This is a genomic window from Ensifer sp. ZNC0028, from assembly GCF_000799055.1.
Classification (GTDB): domain Bacteria; phylum Pseudomonadota; class Alphaproteobacteria; order Rhizobiales; family Rhizobiaceae; genus Ensifer.
The window spans coordinates 1-17,011 of sequence record NZ_JTLA01000140.1 but is presented as its reverse complement, the minus strand read 5'-3'; the positions used below and the strand labels follow the sequence as shown (position 1 = coordinate 17,011).

The 17,011-nt window shown below is 35.3% G+C and carries 20 protein-coding genes; all 20 read left to right on the top strand.

Features of this window, described 5'->3' with window-relative positions; genetic code table 11:
- Positions 1-167 precede the first annotated feature (167 nt).
- Positions 168-692: a bacteriophage terminase small subunit gene (locus tag L981_RS29185; RefSeq protein WP_036853255.1), complete on the top strand. Its 525-nt coding sequence runs from the start codon at positions 168-170 to the stop codon at positions 690-692.
- The gene (locus tag L981_RS33480) at positions 689-919 is read left to right on the top strand and encodes a hypothetical protein (RefSeq protein ID WP_036853254.1); all 231 of its coding nucleotides are present in this window, start codon (positions 689-691) and stop codon (positions 917-919) included. The genes L981_RS29185 and L981_RS33480 overlap by 4 nt, the downstream gene beginning before the upstream one ends.
- An 11-nt stretch (positions 920-930) precedes the next feature.
- Positions 931-2,553: a terminase TerL endonuclease subunit gene (locus L981_RS29180; RefSeq protein ID WP_043008791.1), complete on the top strand. Its 1,623-nt coding sequence runs from the start codon at positions 931-933 to the stop codon at positions 2,551-2,553.
- Complete coding sequence (locus L981_RS29175) at positions 2,543-2,827, top strand: HNH endonuclease (RefSeq protein ID WP_036853146.1); 285 nt, start codon at positions 2,543-2,545, stop codon at positions 2,825-2,827. The genes L981_RS29180 and L981_RS29175 overlap by 11 nt, the downstream gene beginning before the upstream one ends.
- Positions 2,828-2,839: 12 nt before the next feature.
- Positions 2,840-3,976 carry a phage portal protein gene (locus L981_RS29170; protein WP_036853147.1) on the top strand — a complete coding sequence of 379 codons (1,137 nt, stop codon included), beginning with the start codon at positions 2,840-2,842 and terminating at the stop codon, positions 3,974-3,976.
- Positions 3,957-4,493: an HK97 family phage prohead protease gene (locus L981_RS29165; protein ID WP_036853148.1), complete on the top strand. Its 537-nt coding sequence runs from the start codon at positions 3,957-3,959 to the stop codon at positions 4,491-4,493. The genes L981_RS29170 and L981_RS29165 overlap by 20 nt, the downstream gene beginning before the upstream one ends.
- Positions 4,486-5,667 carry a hypothetical protein gene (locus L981_RS29160; protein WP_036853149.1) on the top strand — a complete coding sequence of 394 codons (1,182 nt, stop codon included), beginning with the start codon at positions 4,486-4,488 and terminating at the stop codon, positions 5,665-5,667. The genes L981_RS29165 and L981_RS29160 overlap by 8 nt, the downstream gene beginning before the upstream one ends.
- Positions 5,668-5,687: 20 nt before the next feature.
- The gene (locus L981_RS29155; RefSeq protein ID WP_002820020.1) at positions 5,688-5,951 is read left to right on the top strand and encodes a hypothetical protein; all 264 of its coding nucleotides are present in this window, start codon (positions 5,688-5,690) and stop codon (positions 5,949-5,951) included.
- Positions 5,951-6,265, top strand: a complete 315-nt coding sequence (locus tag L981_RS29150; RefSeq protein ID WP_036853150.1) for a hypothetical protein — start codon at positions 5,951-5,953, stop codon at positions 6,263-6,265. Before L981_RS29155 ends, L981_RS29150 begins: the two co-directional genes overlap by 1 nt.
- Positions 6,255-6,593, top strand: coding sequence for a hypothetical protein (locus tag L981_RS35700; protein WP_036853151.1), 339 nt, complete (start codon positions 6,255-6,257; stop codon positions 6,591-6,593). Before L981_RS29150 ends, L981_RS35700 begins: the two co-directional genes overlap by 11 nt.
- Positions 6,584-6,949 (top strand): hypothetical protein, encoded by a 366-nt coding sequence (locus L981_RS34080; protein ID WP_036853152.1) that lies wholly within the window; start codon positions 6,584-6,586, stop codon positions 6,947-6,949. Before L981_RS35700 ends, L981_RS34080 begins: the two co-directional genes overlap by 10 nt.
- Before the next feature lie 56 nt (positions 6,950-7,005).
- Positions 7,006-9,375, top strand: a complete 2,370-nt coding sequence (locus tag L981_RS34785; protein ID WP_052080622.1) for an SGNH/GDSL hydrolase family protein — start codon at positions 7,006-7,008, stop codon at positions 9,373-9,375.
- Positions 9,376-9,482: 107 nt separating this feature from the next.
- The gene (locus L981_RS34070; RefSeq protein WP_036853153.1) at positions 9,483-10,388 is read left to right on the top strand and encodes a phage tail tube protein; all 906 of its coding nucleotides are present in this window, start codon (positions 9,483-9,485) and stop codon (positions 10,386-10,388) included.
- Between the two features lie 37 nt (positions 10,389-10,425).
- A complete protein-coding gene (locus tag L981_RS29125; RefSeq protein ID WP_015979526.1) occupies positions 10,426-10,701 on the top strand; it encodes a hypothetical protein in 276 nt (91 codons plus the stop codon).
- 19 nt (positions 10,702-10,720) lie between these two features.
- Positions 10,721-11,233, top strand: a complete 513-nt coding sequence (locus L981_RS29120; RefSeq protein ID WP_036853154.1) for a hypothetical protein — start codon at positions 10,721-10,723, stop codon at positions 11,231-11,233.
- Positions 11,233-14,223, top strand: coding sequence for a tape measure protein (locus L981_RS29115; RefSeq protein ID WP_036853155.1), 2,991 nt, complete (start codon positions 11,233-11,235; stop codon positions 14,221-14,223). The genes L981_RS29120 and L981_RS29115 overlap by 1 nt, the downstream gene beginning before the upstream one ends.
- Positions 14,223-15,119: a phage distal tail protein domain-containing protein gene (locus L981_RS29110; protein ID WP_036853156.1), complete on the top strand. Its 897-nt coding sequence runs from the start codon at positions 14,223-14,225 to the stop codon at positions 15,117-15,119. The genes L981_RS29115 and L981_RS29110 overlap by 1 nt, the downstream gene beginning before the upstream one ends.
- Positions 15,119-16,246 carry a hypothetical protein gene (locus tag L981_RS29105; RefSeq protein WP_036853157.1) on the top strand — a complete coding sequence of 376 codons (1,128 nt, stop codon included), beginning with the start codon at positions 15,119-15,121 and terminating at the stop codon, positions 16,244-16,246. Before L981_RS29110 ends, L981_RS29105 begins: the two co-directional genes overlap by 1 nt.
- On the top strand, positions 16,236-16,529 hold the full coding sequence (locus L981_RS29100; RefSeq protein ID WP_036853158.1) for a hypothetical protein: 294 nt from the start codon (positions 16,236-16,238) through the stop codon (positions 16,527-16,529). Before L981_RS29105 ends, L981_RS29100 begins: the two co-directional genes overlap by 11 nt.
- On the top strand, positions 16,519-17,011 hold a 493-nt coding region (locus L981_RS29095; RefSeq protein ID WP_043624912.1), incomplete at its 3' end, for a hypothetical protein. The genes L981_RS29100 and L981_RS29095, both read left to right, overlap by 11 nt.

Below are 17,011 nucleotides of genomic sequence, written 5' to 3'. Positions count from 1 at the left end.
GCTAAATCTCAAATAAAAAGGAAATTATATGGCTATATGCTAATATTTTGGCTCGTATGAGCGTGTTTATATCATTACGATATAATTTAAGTCTAATTAACTTAACGCTCACAGGAACGAAAATATAGGCTTTAAACGATATAACCACATTTAAAAGAAAGGATAATATGCAAACACAAAAAGGTGGCAGACCCACAATTTTACCTAAGATGTATGAAGAACCGCTTTTTAGCCAAATCATTGATAAAATTGAATCAGGCTGTAATGACAGAGAAATCTACACCAGTTTGCATTGTTCGGCTAAAACTTTTAGAAAGTGGCGAGATGACAATATAAAGGCGTATGACGAAGCTAAAAGCATTGCTAGGGGAAATCTATTAGAACTAGCCGAAAGTGCCTTAGCGAGCAAACTGACAGTCAGAACGCTAAAAGAAACAGAAACAATATATGACGCTGACGGAAACGTTGAAAAAGTAAAGGTTAAAGAGAAAGAACTTGATAAAGATAGCTTGGTAGCAATGATGGTTGCTAAGGCTGGAAACCCTGAACTTTATAACCCTACTGAATGGCGGAGATTGCAACAGGAAGAATCAAGTGCTCATGACCTTAAAGCTAAAATTGAAGAACTTGACGACTATAAGCTAAGTAAGTATAAAACGCCAGAAATCAAAGTCCCAGAGGGGTTTGAATGAAAAAATATTGGGTAGTTGAAGACCATTTGGGCGGAGGACTTTATCTGATGTCAGAAAATACTTCAGAAAAAGAATTAGAAGAAGTTGAAGATTATTGTGAGACGTGTGGAGACAACGATTCTATTATTGGTCAGTTTTCAAACTGGAAACAACTTAAAAAAGAAATGACTGATGACGAAGGTTGGTGTCCATATTCAGATGAATATTTGCAATCAGTATTTGAATAGAAAGGGAATGAATGTATTATTTAAATAAAATGTTGGAATACAACAAAGAAAACGGCATTATTATTAATAAGTACATTCGCAAGACTATTCAGAAGCAAATACGTATTCATAACAAATATATTTATCGCTATGACCGTGTTACGCAAGCTATTGAATGGATAGAAGACAACTTCTACCTGACTACTGGTAACCTGATGAAAATTGAGCTACTTCCAACACAAAAATGGTGGTATGAGTTAATGTTAGGCTATGATATGGTTGATGAAAAAGGTGTTCAAGTCAACCTAATTAATGAGATTTTTCTTAATTTAGGCCGTGGATCAGGTAAGTCTAGTTTAATGGCTACGCGCGTGCTTAACTGGATGATTTTAGGCGGACAATATGGCGGAGAAAGTCTAGTTATTGCATACGATAATACACAGGCTAGACACGTATTTGACCAAGTTAGGAATCAAACGGAAGCAAGTGATACATTAAGAGTGTACAATGAAAACAAGATTTTCAAGAGTACAAAACAAGGGCTAGAATTTACGTCTTTCAAAACCACTTTTAAAAAGCAAACAAATGATACTTTACGAGCGCAAGGTGGTAACAGTTCCCTTAATATATTTGATGAAGTCCATACCTATGGCGAGGATATAACAGAGTCAGTTAATAAAGGTTCACGTCAAAAACAAGATAACTGGCAAAGTATTTACATCACTTCTGGCGGACTTAAACGCGACGGACTTTATGATAAACTTGTTGAACGATTCAAATCAGAAGAAGAATTTTACAATGATAGGTCATTCGGCTTGCTTTACATGCTAGAAAATCATGAGCAGGTCAAAGATAAAAAGAATTGGACTATGGCTTTACCACTTATTGGCAATGTTCCTAAGTGGTCAGGAGTTATTGAGGAGTACGAGCTTGCGCAAGGAGACCCAGCGTTACAGAATAAGTTCTTAGCGTTTAATATGGGCTTACCTATGCAGGATACAGCTTACTACTTCACTCCGCAAGACACTAAACTAACAGACTTTAATTTATCTGTATTTAATAAAAATAGAACTTATGTCGGAATTGACCTATCCTTAATTGGCGATTTAACCGCTGTATCGTTCGTTTGTGAGTTAGAGGGTAAAACTTACAGCCATACGCTAACTTTCTCTGTACGGTCTCAATATGAGCAACTGGACACAGAACAACAAGAGTTATGGACTGAATTCGTTGACAGAGGCGAACTAATCTTACTTGATACGGAATACATCAATGTGAACGACTTAATACCGCATATTAATGACTTTAGAACCAAAACAGGGTGCAGACTTAGAAAAGTCGGATACGACCCAGCTCGCTATGAAATTTTAAAAGGGCTGATTGAGCGTTATTTCTTTGACAAAGATGGAGACAACCAAAGAGCAATTCGACAAGGTTTCTCAATGAGTGACTATATCAAGCTATTAAAATCTAAGTTAGCGGAAAATAAACTTATCCATAACCAAAAAGTCATGCAGTGGGCTTTAAATAATACTGCTGTTAAAATCGGACAAAATGGGGACTATATGTATACTAAAAAACTTGAAAAAGATAAAATTGACCCTACTGTTGCTTTGACAATGGCTTTAGAAATGGCGGTGTCAGATGAAGTATAATGTTGACACAGTTCGAGAAAGTGGTTGGTATAATAAAAAAGAATGGTTGGCTGTCCGTGATTATGTAAGACAACGTGATAAGATGACTTGCGTAAGATGTGGCGCATTCGGTGCTAAAAAATACGAAGTAGACCATATTATAGAACTAACTTGGGAAAATCTTGATGATTGGAAAATAGCGCTGAACCCTGATAACCTACAACTCCTTTGTAAGTCTTGCCATAACAAGAAGACAAGCGAGTATAAACGTGGGAAAGGTGTGAGTTTATGGTAGAAAGGGGAAAAATTGAACTTATTCGGAAAAGTGGTATCATTTTCACGTGGAAAGCTAAACAATGATACTCAAAGAGTTACAGCGTGGCAAAACGAAGCGGTAGAATATACAAGTGCCTTTGTGACTAACATTCATAATAAAATCGCTAATGAAATAACAAAAGTAGAATTTAATCATGTTAAATATAAAAAGTCTGATGTTGGTTCTGATACTTTGATTAGTATGGCAGGTTCTGACTTAGACGAGGTTCTAAACTGGAGTTCTAAGGGCGAACACAATAGCATGGAGTTTTGGCAGAAAGTAATTAAAAAGTTGCTATGCACGCGCTATGTTGACCTGTACCCTATATTTGATAGTGAAACAGGAGATCTATTAGACCTACTATTTGCTAACGATAAAAAAGAATATAAACCTGAAGAATTAGTAAGGCTTATCAGTCCTTTTTATATCAATGAGGATACAAGTATTTTAGATAATGCTCTAGCTAGTATTCAAACTAAGCTGGAACAAGGTAAATTGCGTGGCTTGTTGAAAATTAATGCCTTTCTTGATATTGATAATACGCAAGAGTATCGAGAAAAAGCCTTAACAACAATAAAGAACATGCAAGAGGGTTCGAGTTACAATGGTTTGACACCAGTTGATAACAAGACGGAAATTGTAGAACTTAAAAAAGATTATTCCGTTTTAAACAAAGATGAAATTGACCTTATTAAATCGGAACTTTTGACAGGCTACTTTATGAATGAAAATATTTTGCTTGGTACTGCTACGCAAGAACAACAAATTTATTTTTATAACTCTACTATCATTCCTTTACTGATTCAACTTGAAAAGGAACTGACTTATAAACTGATTTCAACAAACCGCAGACGAGTAGTTAAGGATAATTTATATTATGAACGCATAATCGTAGATAACCAGCTATTCAAGTTTGCAACTTTGAAAGAATTAATTGACTTGTATCACGAAAATATCAACGCTCCTATTTTTACACAGAATCAACTTCTTGTTAAAATGGGCGAGCAACCAATCGAGGGCGGAGATATTTATGTCACAAACCTTAACGCAGTTGCTGTTAAAAACCTAAGTGATTTACAAGGCAATAGAAAGGACGTAACAAGCACAGATGAAACTAATAACCAATAGTGCTGAAATTAAAGTAACTGAAAACGAGGACGGTTCTAAGTCGTTCCAAGGCATTGGTTCAGAAGTTGGCGTAGAGAATCGTAACGGTATTATCTTGACCCCTAACTGCATTGAGTTTGCTAGAGAACGATATCCATTGCTATATGAACACGGAGCTGGATCTAGTGAAGTAATTGGGGACGCGAAAGTTTATTATGACTTAGCTTCTAATAAATACCTGACTGACTTTACGCTTTACGACAATGCACCAAACATTAACAAAGCTGTGGAAAATGGAGCGTTTGATTCACTATCAATTGCCTATTACATTACAGATTATGAGTTTAATGAAAATGATGCTCTAGTTGTAAATAAAGCACAGTTTAAAGAGATTTCTCTTGTTTCAGTACCAGCTGACCCTAACGCAAAGTTTATTCAAAATGCATTGGGCGAAGAACTCACAGAAGAACGTAACAAAATTATTGAAAGCCGTAACGCTTTGAAAGAAATTGAGGATATTAAAAAGAAATATGAATAAACCTGATTTAATCGAAAAACAGAACCGCTTGGCAGAACTTAAAGAAAATAACGTATCTTTAAAATCTCAAATTAGTGGCTTTGAAGTAAAAAATGCAATTGAAGACTTGCCAAAAGTACAAGAATTGGAAAAAACACTTTCAGAAAATTCAATTGAAATTATCAAAATTGAGAATGAACTTAACGCACAGGAAGAAAAACCAAAAGGAAAAGATAAAATGACAAACTTTATTGAATCACAAAACGCTGTAACAGAATTTTTTGATGTATTGAAAAAGAACTCTGGAAAATCAGAAATTAAAAACGCTTGGAGCGCAAAACTTGCTGAAAATGGTGTAACTATCACAGATAAAACTTTTGAGCTTCCACGTAAATTGGTTGATTCAATCAACACAGTTTTGTTAAATACTAACCCAGTGTTCAAAGTATTCCGTGTTACAAATGTCGGCGCTTTGCTCGTATCACGCTCATTTGATTCAGCTAATGAAGCAAATCTCCACAAAGACGGACAACAAAAAGTAGAACAGGCTGCAGCTCTCACTATTGATACTCTTGAACCTGTAATGGTTTATAAATTGCAATCACTTGCTGAACGTGTTAAACGACTTCAAATGTCATATTCTGAACTTTACAACTTGATTGTAGCGGAACTTACACAAGCTATTGTTAATAAAATTGTTGACCTTGCGCTTATTGAGGGTGACGGAACAAACGGTTTTAAATCAATTGAAAAAGAAGCAGACGTCAAAAAAATCAAAAAGATTACTACAAAAGCCAAATCAGCTGGCAAAACTCCATTTGCTGACGCTATTGAAGAAGCGGTTGACTTTGTTCGCCCTACTGCTGGACGTCGTTATTTGATTGTTAAAGCAGAAGACCGTAAAGCCTTGTTAGATGAGTTACGTCAAGCAACTGCAAATGCTCACGTTCGTATTAAAAATGATGACGCTGAAATTGCCTCTGAAGTTGGAGTAGATGAAATTATTGTCTATACAGGTTCAAAAGCACTCAAACCTACTGTATTGGTAGACCAAAAGTATCACATTGACATGCAAGACCTTACAAAAGTTGATGCCTTTGAATGGAAAACTAACAGCAACATGATTTTGGTAGAAACACTAACAAGCGGTCATGTTGAAACTTATAACGCTGGTGCAGTAATTACAGTAGCATAAGAATAAAATGGAGGAAGTAAATGATAGATTATATTAAGGTCTATTGTGGTATTCCGATTTTAGTAACAGCTTATGATAGTAAACTTATCTTATTCCGTTCAATAGCTATTAAATTGCTAGAAAAAAATGGTATTAAAGCTGACGAAACAAGCGTATTAGTTAAAGACTTTATTTCTTGTTATTGTCGGCTTAATATTGTTGATGAACCAGCAGAACAATGGCGAAATGCTGAAATGAAACGTTTGGCTTCTTTGCAAGAGTTAATGTATTATGGAGGTATTTAATGATATTCTCACAAGTTACATTACAGGTAGAAACGACTGTTAAGAAGAAGAACGGTGCAGAAGCTAATGTTATAAAGCCTATCGTTTTACCAGCAGTTAAACAGAGAATTAGTCAGACAAGGCTTGATGAGTTTTCTATGATTGGGCTAGGTAAAAACGTAAGATACGAGCTTAACGGAATCGGAGAAATGGAAGACTTGATTTTCAACTATTTCTTGGACGAAAAAGGCGAAACTTTCAAGCGTACAACATGGGAAAGAAACCCTAAGAATAACAAGATGATTTTAGAGGGGGTAGTAAGCAATGGAATTTGATTCTTATATAGATTGGTACAACAATTTGCTTACAATGCCTCTAAATGACGTTATTTTAGGTGTTAAGGACACGATAGAAGACAAGACGGTATATTTATCACTTAGTGACTCAAAGGTCATTAAAATGGATAATACGAGCTTTGTCATGGGTTACTATTATCAAGTTGTTTTATCTGTTAAAGATGTTGACGATGAACTTGTAGAACTAGTCGGAAATGTTTTACAAAACGGTTGGAATATGACGAACTGGTCAGAGAATAGCCATTTGTACAATTATACTGGTACTGTTTATTTGCCTTGTGGTGCAGGTGGTCAAGCATGGCAATGAATTTACTTAATACAGCAAGCATAGCTAAAGAAATGCAAACTAAAGTAACAGAACGCATGGGCGACTGGTTTGAAGCAGAATTTAAAGCTAAAGCGAATAGTGCAAGCCGAAGAACTAGATTAATTAGAAGTCATGGTCACACCTATACTTATGCTAGATACCAAAATACTGGTCAATTATCAAGTAACTTAAAACAAGTTAAAAAAGGCGATAAAATAGTTATTGACGCAGGTACTAGAGCTAATTATACTAGCGGTTATCATGGTATGTACTTTTTAAGAAATAAAAAAGGTATGCAAGACGTTAAAACAACATTGAAAAAAGGCGCTATTTATGCTAATTCAATGAAATTATAAAAGTAGAAAGTGGTTTAATTACATTTGATTGAAATTAACAATAATGGTATTTTTTAATGAGTTTAGATAATTTTAAAAATAGAGCGATTGTATGGGATACGGTCAATAAAGGCTTCCCACAACCAATTCAAATAATGCAAGGCGACGTCAACGCTAGAACATTGTCAATTAAAATACTTGATAATGGAGGCGAAATTGATTTGACTGGCCATTCATTAAAACTTACATATCAATATACTAATAGCAGTAATTCAGGTTTTGTTATGATTCCTCCTGAAAACTTAACTAAGGGAGAGTTTATTTTAGTAATTCCTACCGAAATGACAGAAACTGGAGTTATTGAAGCGAACTTAATACTTCTCAATGAAGATAAAGAGCAGGTTATCGTCAGCAAGAACCTTACGTTTATATCAGATAATTCTACGGTTACAGATTTAGCTCAAGAAGTAAATAATAAGATTGATGATTTTACAAAATTATTATTGGAAAATATGCCACAAGTAATGCGTAGTGAGTTGAATGACTTACATGCTCAAACTGAATCAAACAAGAGCAATATTGAGCTTAAAGCCAATCAAACAGACTTGAACAACTTACAAGCTGATGTCAGCAGGCAAGGGATTGCAATTTCAACAAAAGCTGAACAATCAGATTTATTAATCACAAATCAAAATGTAACAACTGCTCAAGAAACAGCAAAACAAGCTGAAAGTGAAGCCAAAAATGCAATGGCAAAGGCTACCGAAGCACAAGCGAACAGTTTAACACCAACAACTTTAAATGTTGCTTGGGAAGTTGGTAAATATAATGATAATAATGGCGAAACAGTTATTAATGAGTCTATGAATAGAACTGTAAAGTTTGATATTAGCGGTACTGTTGAATTAAATATTAAAAATCCAACTAATTATACACTTTATAAATATTTTTTATATGATAAAAATGGTGCTTTTTTACGCTATGGCGAAGTAAAAAATGGAATGAGTATAAAGCATATTGGCAAAATTGCTTTTCAAACTGCCAAAACTGGTTTTGGAAAAATGGGAGAAGATGTTGCAACGACAAAATCAAATTTTATTTTTACATCATATATTTCAACTACAGACAAAATAGACATTATTGAAGATGAATTAAAATTTCTCAAAGATAGAATGTTAGTTGATATTGACTTGACTGTAACATATGGAAAATATAGTGTTGGTAGTGCTTCAAAAGATATTAACAAGACATACTTTTCAACTCAAAAAATGACATTAAATAAGGGTTCTATTTTAAAATATACTAACTCAAAATATTTAAGATTAGAATTAGTTAAATTTAATAGCAATACTTTGAAATGTGAGAGTGTTACTGTTACAAACGAAAAAAATATAAACGCAAATGGAATATATGCTATTCAAGGGTATGTTAGATTAAAACCTCTTACACAATCTGATATTGACATGATATTAGCAGACATGCAAGTTTTAAATTACACTTCATCCACTAACAACGTACCGAGTAATTTAGATAGTTTTCAAAAAATGGTAAATTATACCCCGTCAGTAAGTAATGACACTGTTACAACAACTACTACTGCGTTTGATTATTACAAATATCCAGTTACACCTATTTGGGGACATGAATATTTAGAGCATTGGTATGAGAAAATTTATGACGGTGTAAATAATATATCAATAGCATTAGACGGAGATAGTATAACTGCTGGTTACGCTCCACTATCATCGGTTCAAGATACTTTTTTTGGCATGAAAGATTATGCACTTAAAAAAATAATGAAGGCAGGGAATTATGATTTAAAAAAATTATCAATACTAAACAATGGTTTTGGTGGTAGAAATACGAATGAATGGGTAGGAAACCCAACTTATGCTTTGCCTTACTATTTACAAAAATACCCTAATGGTTTTTTACAAACATCGATGGAACATAACCCAGACCTTTTAATAATTGGATGGGGAATGAATGACGCTGATAAAAACCATACGAAGTTCGCTGGGTTAACACTAGAACAAAGATTAAACTTATTTAAAACAAATATGGAAGAAGGATTGAAAAGAATAAGAGGAAATACAAGTGTTAATGGTAGACCAGCTTATAATAAAACCGTAAAAGATTTGGCTATTATCATCACTTTGCCAACAGTTGGAACAGTTTATAATACTGGGAGAACCTATGTAGAGTGGTTTCAAAATGTTAGACCTATAATACAAGAATTATGTCGTAAATACGAGTGTGCGTTTGCTGATTTTACAGCGAGAACTTACGCACATAATGATATGTCTATAAAAACATGGTCAGCTTTAAATTCAGATGGCGTTACTTATGGATCGATACACCCTAACAAATACTCAATGGCTCAAATTATGTCACAGTTACAAGATTTAATATATCCTGTTTGCATGTGGAATATTGATATTGATTAATATATATTTAGGATTGCATGGGAAAATATCGGTTCAGCAGTAATTGGTTCAACGACAATATATTATTGGAAACGTACTGCATAAAAAAATAAAAAGGAAAATAAAAAATGAAATTAGATTATAACTCACGTGAGATTTTCTTTGGTAATGAAGCTCTAATCGTAGCTGATATGGCCAAGGGAAGTAACGGAAAACCAGAGTTTACTAACCATAAAATTGTAACTGGTTTAGTATCAGTTGGCGCAATGGAAGACCAAGCGGAGACTAACAGCTATCCAGCTGATGACGTGCCAGACCATGGAGTGAAAAAAGGTGCTACCTTACTTCAAGGCGAAATGGTATTCATTCAAACAGACCAATCGCTTAAAGAAGACATTTTAGGTCAACAAAGAACAGAAAATGGCTTGGGTTGGTCTCCTACTGGTAATTGGAAAACGAAATGTGTTCAATACCTTATTAAAGGGCGTAAGCGTGATAAAGTTACAGGGGAATTTGTTGACGGTTATCGCGTAGTCGTTTATCCAAATTTGAGACCAACAGCAGAAGCAACAAAAGAATCAGAAACAGATTCAGTTGACGGTGTAGACCCTATCCAATGGACTTTGGCAGTACAAGCGACTGAGTCAGATATTTATTTGAATGGCGGTAAAAAAGTCCCTGCTATTGAGTACGAAATTTGGGGAGAACAAGCAAAAGATTTCGTCAAGAAAATGGAAAGTGGTTTATTCATTATGCAACCTGATACAGTTCTAGCTGGTGGAATTACACTCGTAGCTCCTGTTATTCCTAATGTGACTACTGCTACAAAGGGTCATAATGACGGAAGAATCGTAGTGCCTGCCACTTTGAAAGATTCTAATGGTGGAACTGTAAAAGTAACATCAGTGATTAATGACGCAAATGGAAAAGTAGCAACAAACGGACAACTTGCTCCAGGTGCCTATAACGTAAAGTTCTCCGCTGAGGGTTATAAAGATGTTACCGCAGGAGTTTCAGTAACTGACCATTCATAAGACTAAAAATAGATTAAGTAAAGGAATATAAAATAAAATGGCAAAACAATTGAGTACAGCACGTAAATTTAAAATGATTACAGGTAAAGACCTTTTCCAACAACAAAAGGCAATGGATACAGAACTTAAAAAAGAAGACGGAGAAATTACTGACCTAATGGAGTTCGTTCAATATGGTCTATACTTGGCTCTTTTTCAAGATAACATTGTAAAAGCTAAAAGTGACTTCTCTGACTTCCGTTCTAGCTTCGAGTTCGATACTGACGGTAAAGGGCTTAAAGAACTTGTCGAATTATGGCAGAAAGAAATTTAATGAGCTGAAAGGACTGTAAATGATTTTAAAACATGCAATTAGATACTTAGAACTAACTGGTTCAGACTTTATTACAGATTTAAAAGACTTTGCAGACCTACAAAATTCTTTTGTCGCTGGATATATTCCTGATGACTTTACAGAGCAAATGGAGAGCTTTACAGACAAGTTATTGATACTTTGGGTAGATTGTAACGGAGGAATGCAAAACGCCTTAGATGATAAAACAGAGCTTCCTACAACTAACGAGTTAATCAATATCTTCTGTAAAACTGTTTTTATTAAAGAAAAAGAGGAAACGGAAGACGATACAGTCTTCTTTTCTTCTAGTTCATTGATTAAGAAAAAGAAAGATACTGTAAGGGAAAATAAAACTTTAGAACTTTTGACTGTTTTGGGCAATAATGAAATTGATATAACACAGTTCATGGAAATGGAACTAGAACTTGTTTATAAAATAATCGAACTTATTGCAGAGAAAAAGAAAGAGGAAAAAGAAAAAGAGAAAAGGCGTAAAAGAAAGGGTATGTAATGGCAAGTAATGCAACATTTGAGGTCGAGATATACGGTAATACAACGAAATTCGAGAACTCACTTAAAGGCGTTAATACCGCAATGTCAGGGCTTAGAGGAGAAGCTAAAAACTTACGTGAAGCTCTAAAACTTGACCCCACAAATACCGGGAAAATGGCGCAATTGCAGAAGAACTTACAAACGCAGTTGGGCTTATCACGTGACAAAGCAACAAAATTAAAAGAAGAACTTTCTACGGTTGACAAAGGGACGTCAGCAGGTCAAAAGAAATGGCTACAACTTACTAGAGATTTAGGTACAGTAGAAACACAAGCTAATAGGCTAGAGGGCGAAATTAAGCAAGTCGAGGGTGCTATTAGTTCAGGCTCTTGGAACATTGACGCTAAAATGGATACTAAAGGCGTTAATAGCGGAATTGAGGGCATGAAGTCACGCTTTAGCGGTCTTAGAGAGATTGCTGTTGGTGCATTCAGACAAATCGGTGCAAGTGCTGTTAGTGCTGTCGGTAACGGCTTAAAAGACTGGGTATCTAACGCAATGGATACTCAAAAAGCCATGATTTCATTGCAAAATACAATGAAGTTCAAAGGCAATGGAAAAGACTTTGACTATGTAAGCAAATCTATGCAGAATCTTGCTAAAGATACAAATGCAAATACCGAAGATACTTTAAAACTTTCAACAACGTTCATTGGTTTAGGCGATAGCGCTAAAAAAGCGGTCAGTAAAACAGAAGCATTAGTAAAAGCTAACCAAGCATTTGGTGGTACTGGCGAAAACCTTAAAGGTGTAGTTCAGTCTTACGGTCAAATGTCGGCAGCTGGTAAAGTTACGGCTGAAAATATTGGACAATTAACCGATAACAACACAGCTCTTGGTTCTTCTTTAAAAGACACTGTTATGAAAATGAACCCCTCATTACAGCAATACGGTTCTTTTAATGACGCTGTTTCAAAAGGCGCTGTTTCGATGGATATGCTCAACAAGGCTATGGAAAAAATGGCTAAAGGTTCGGGCGGTGGAATCAAAACTATTGGGGACGCGTGGGACAGCTTCAACGAAACAATGTCAATTGCTTTAGTGCCTACTTTGAACGCTTTAACACCTATCATTAGTGGCTTAATAGACCAGATGTCTGACTGGGGCGAAAGTGCTGGTAAAGCTGTAACAAATGTAGTTAAGTATTTCCAAGACTTGTTTCAAAAACTGCAAGAAAATGCAGCCACTTTAGCATTTTTAGAGGCTTGGGATAGCATAAAAAGTGCATTTGGTTCCATAGTTTCTATTATAGGGAATGTCATAAATTCATTTATTGGAATAAATACAGAAACAACAAAAAACGCAACAAGTATAGATAACGTAGCAAAAAGCATAGCTGTATTTGCTGGTAAATTTTCAGAAGTCACGAAAAAAATAGCTGATTTTCTGCAAAAAATTAGTGAAAGTAAAAGCGCAATAGATACTTTAAAAGTAGCTTTAGCTGCTTTGGCTAGTGTATTCGTTGCTTTGAAAGTTATTGATGGAATCATTAAGGCTGTCGAGATATATAATAAGGTTGTTGAAGCTGGTACAATTATACAAGGAGCTTTCAATGCTGTAATGGCTATGAATCCATTCGTGGCTCTTGGCATAGCAATCGCAGCCATTGTTGCTGGTTTAGTTTACTTCTTCACTCAAACCGAAACAGGTAAAAAGGTTTGGGGTAGTTTCGTAGACTTCTTAAAGAGTGCATGGGACGGAATAGTTTCATTCTTTAGCGGTATTGGTCAATGGTTTGCTGATATATGGAACGGAGCAGTTGACGGAGCTAAAGGCATTTGGCAAGGCTTAGTCGATTGGTTCAGTGGAATTGTACAAGGTGTTCAAAATATTTGGAACGGAATAACAACATTCTTTACTACTTTATGGACAACTGTTGTTACTGGTATTCAAACAGCATGGGCAGGAGTTACAGGGTTCTTCACAGGGCTATGGGACGGAATAGTAAATGTTGTTACAACTGTATTTACAACCATTGCTTCTTTAGTGACAGGTGCTTATAACTGGTTTGTTACAACTTTCCAACCTTTAATTAGTTTCTTTCAATCTATATTTGGGTTAGTTGGATCAGTAATTAATTTAGCATTCCAACTTATATTGGCTATTATTCGCGGTGCTTACCAATTAGTTATCGGAGCGTGGAACGGCATATCAGGTTTCTTTGGTGTAATATTTAACGCAGTTAGTTCAATAGTTTCAACAGTATTTAGCGCCATAGGTAGCTTTGCTGGTTCAGCTTGGGATATACTGGTTGGCGTATGGAATGCAGTTTCAGGCTTCTTTGGCGGTATATTTAACGCTGTAAAATCAGTAGTTTCAACAGTATTTAGTGCAATCGGAAGTTTTGCTTCTAGCGCTTGGGGAGTAGTTTCATCAATATGGAATGCAGTTTCAGGCTTCTTTAGTGGCATATTCAATTCTGTTCGCAGTGTCGTTAGCGGAGTGTTTAGCGCTCTTGGTGGCTTTGCTTCAAAAGCTTGGGATGCAATTTCAGGTGTATTTAACGGAGTAGCTGATTTCTTTAAGGGAGCGTTTGACGGTGCTAAAGATATAGTTAGCGGAGTATTCGAGGCTTTTGGTAAATTTGCTTCAAATGCTTGGGATGCAATAACAGGAGTATTTAAGGGCATTGGCGACTTCTTTAGCGGAATATTTGGAGGAGTCAAAGATACAATAGACAGCGTTCTTGGAGGTGTAACAGATACAATTAAAAATATCAAAGGTTCAATTGATTGGGTTGCAAGTAAAGTTGGCGGACTATTCAAAGGTTCTATGGTAGTAGGCTTAACAGATGTCAATTTATCTTCTAGCGGTTACGGTTTAAGCACTAACAGTGTATCAAGCGACAATAGAACATATAACACATTTAACGTGCAAGGCGGTGCTGGTCAAGATGTTTCTAACTTAGCGCGTGCAATCAGACGAGAATTTGAACTAGGGAGGGCTTAATGGTAAGACAGTATAAAATACATACTAACTTAGACGGAACAGACGACAAAGTTTGGGACGTTACAAATGGAAAAGTTAGATTTTACCAGCCCTCTAATTTAGGGTTACAATCAACTAATAACATCTGGCAAAGTAATGGTATTGGAATAATGGGAAAACGCTCAATTACTCAACCACAAATAGAGTTTAAGCTAGAAACGTTTGGAGAAAGTTTAGAAGAAAATTATCAATTAATGAAAGACTTCGTAAACGATATTCTTAGCAAAAAATTCGTTACACTTGAATATCAAACAGAAATTTTTCAGGTGTATGCTGATTTAGCTTTAGCAGATGTCACAAAGACAGAGGGTTACGGTAAGAACGGAACTTTCAGCGAAAAGATAACTTTCGATGTAGTTACAAAGTGGTATACTTACGAAAATTTAACTTTTGACATGATTGAAAATGGTAAAGTTCTTTCTGGTAAGTCTAAAATTTATGGAGGAACCGCACCAGGAGACTATAAGTATATCGAAGGAACCTCTTACACTTATTATGGGGAAAGTGACATAGGCCGTTTAAGCCGTTGGGAAATAAAAGAAAAAATATTTAGTTTTATGGGGGTATTATATCCGAAACTTCCTAAAACACCTGCTGGAGTTAGATTTTTAGACGATGTTGGAAACGAATATACTGCAATTGTGTTTAAGACGGAACAGGTACAAGATTATATTTTAATTAATACAGATGTAAATGACGAATTTTATCAAGGCTGGAAGGGTACAACTGTACTAAACTTATTCCCTGTAATGAACTTTGAGCGATACAGAACTCGTATAATTGAAAAAGGTCAAATGGAGCTAGTTAATTTAAGTAAGGCAGAGCTTAAAATCAAGAGAAAGGCGGACTTTATTTAATGTTAGAAGCTAACGTTTATGATAACTTTAACCCTAACTATTACAATATATCTGATTTCAGAATGCCTAATGGTAAAAAAGAAAAAAGAGGCCTTCCAATACCAAAGGCAAGATGTCAAGTTATTGATTACGAACTGTGGGAAACAGGCTATCTTTACACTTCATCAGCTACATTGACCGTTTCGGTAGAAGTTGGCGATATTGTTCAAGTACTTTTTCCTGAAGTTGTTCCAATTGAAGAAGCTCTAGGTAAGAGGAAAAAACTGAATTTAGATATGGTTTACCTTGTGACCGATGTAGACGAAAGTAATAAAGCTACGTTAAAAAACTACTTTTGGGCAATGATTGAAAGTCTTGACGTTCCAAACGCAATAGCCAAAAAGACAAACTCTGGTATAATTAATTATTTAATTGACCCTAATAAAAATAATTTAATGAGTTATGGTTATTTCTTTGATTCAAGTATCTTTGCTGGAAAGGCTACGATTAATCGTAAAGCGGAAACTTCATCAGCTCATGATGTAGCAAAAAGGATATTTTCCAAGGTTCAATTTCAACCAACTACAACCATTCAACACGCTCCATCTGAAACAGACCCTAGAAACTTGTTATTCATTAACTTTGCTTCAAGAAACTGGAATAGAAAAAGAATCACGACAAGGGTAGATATTAAGCAAAGTGTGACAATGGACACGGAAACAATAGTAGAACGTTCAGCTTATAATTTTGCTGTTGTGTTCGTTAAAAATAAAGCAACAGATGACTACACAGACCCTCCTAAAATGTACACAGCAAAAAATAACGGAGATGTCATTGATTATAGCACTTATCATGGAGACGGAACAGACTTGCCAGATGTAAGGACAACCAAAACATTGTTTTATGATAGAGATGACCACGGAAACCCTCCTGAGTTGTCTACTATTAAGGTTGAAATTTCTCCCTCTACAATCGTCACAAGGTTATTCTTTAATCAAAATGAACTTTTTCCTTTGTATGTTAATGACTTAGTAGATATTTGGTACGAGGGCAAGCTATATTCAGGATATATAGCAGATAGAGTTAAAACAGAGTTCAATGATAGACTTATTTTTGTAGGAAGTGGAGACAAACCGAATGTTATATGAGTATGTAGCTACTTATGGCGACAAATATAGAATAGATAGCTTTAAAGGGCATAGAGAGCTTCGTAAAGACCACTTAGAACTATTGCAAGGTAAAGTGTACTATAATAGTAAAAACACGCTTAGAATCGAGACCACGCTCTTGTATGAAGTCGGACAATTTGTATCAATTGGTGGTTATCCTTATGGCGGTAGAAAATTTAGATTGTTAGAGCTATCAATTACTGATAACCCAGTTTTAGATAAAGCGGAAATAATTTCAAGAAAGGTTAAAAATGACAATTAAAAACTTCACGTTTTTCAGTCCAAATGGTACAGAGTTTCCAGTCGGTTCTAATAATGACGGAAAACTATACATGATGTTGACTGGAATGGGCTATAGAACAATTAGGCGCAAAGATTGGAAAAGTCCATTAAATACAGCCCTTAACGTGCAATATGTTAACACATCAATCGTTGCAGGCGGGAGGTATTTTGAACTATTGAATGAAACTGTTGCCTTAAAAGGTAATGCAGTTAATTATATCCATGCAAATATTGACTTAACGCAAACAGCAAACCCTGTAAGTTTATCAGCAGAAACATCAAATAATAGTAACGGTGTTGATATAAACAACGGTTCTGGCGTTTTGAAAGTTTGTTTTGATGTTGTTACGACTTCAGGAACTGGTGTAACAAGCATTAAGCCAATTCTTCAGGCTAGTACTTTAGATAGTATTTCTGCAAACGATTTATCACTTAAAGATTCAATCAATGCAAATAATTTAT

Bases quoted from the DNA above. Each gene is read 5' to 3' on its own strand.
- L981_RS29125 (WP_015979526.1), top strand. From the start codon at position 10,426: ATGGCAAAACAATTGAGTACAGCACGTAAATTTAAAATGATTACAGGT.
- L981_RS29175 (WP_036853146.1), top strand. From the start codon at position 2,543: ATGAAGTATAATGTTGACACAGTTCGAGAAAGTGGTTGGTATAATAAA.
- L981_RS29105 (WP_036853157.1), top strand. From the start codon at position 15,119: ATGTTAGAAGCTAACGTTTATGATAACTTTAACCCTAACTATTACAAT.
- L981_RS29120 (WP_036853154.1), top strand. From the start codon at position 10,721: ATGATTTTAAAACATGCAATTAGATACTTAGAACTAACTGGTTCAGAC.
- L981_RS29185 (WP_036853255.1), top strand. From the start codon at position 168: ATGCAAACACAAAAAGGTGGCAGACCCACAATTTTACCTAAGATGTAT.
- L981_RS29155 (WP_002820020.1), top strand. From the start codon at position 5,688: ATGATAGATTATATTAAGGTCTATTGTGGTATTCCGATTTTAGTAACA.
- L981_RS29100 (WP_036853158.1), top strand. From the start codon at position 16,236: ATGTTATATGAGTATGTAGCTACTTATGGCGACAAATATAGAATAGAT.
- L981_RS29110 (WP_036853156.1), top strand. From the start codon at position 14,223: ATGGTAAGACAGTATAAAATACATACTAACTTAGACGGAACAGACGAC.
- L981_RS29160 (WP_036853149.1), top strand. From the start codon at position 4,486: ATGAATAAACCTGATTTAATCGAAAAACAGAACCGCTTGGCAGAACTT.
- L981_RS33480 (WP_036853254.1), top strand. From the start codon at position 689: ATGAAAAAATATTGGGTAGTTGAAGACCATTTGGGCGGAGGACTTTAT.
- L981_RS35700 (WP_036853151.1), top strand. From the start codon at position 6,255: ATGGAATTTGATTCTTATATAGATTGGTACAACAATTTGCTTACAATG.
- L981_RS34785 (WP_052080622.1), top strand. From the start codon at position 7,006: ATGAGTTTAGATAATTTTAAAAATAGAGCGATTGTATGGGATACGGTC.
- L981_RS29165 (WP_036853148.1), top strand. From the start codon at position 3,957: ATGAAACTAATAACCAATAGTGCTGAAATTAAAGTAACTGAAAACGAG.
- L981_RS29180 (WP_043008791.1), top strand. From the start codon at position 931: ATGTATTATTTAAATAAAATGTTGGAATACAACAAAGAAAACGGCATT.
- L981_RS34070 (WP_036853153.1), top strand. From the start codon at position 9,483: ATGAAATTAGATTATAACTCACGTGAGATTTTCTTTGGTAATGAAGCT.
- L981_RS29150 (WP_036853150.1), top strand. From the start codon at position 5,951: ATGATATTCTCACAAGTTACATTACAGGTAGAAACGACTGTTAAGAAG.
- L981_RS34080 (WP_036853152.1), top strand. From the start codon at position 6,584: ATGGCAATGAATTTACTTAATACAGCAAGCATAGCTAAAGAAATGCAA.
- L981_RS29115 (WP_036853155.1), top strand. From the start codon at position 11,233: ATGGCAAGTAATGCAACATTTGAGGTCGAGATATACGGTAATACAACG.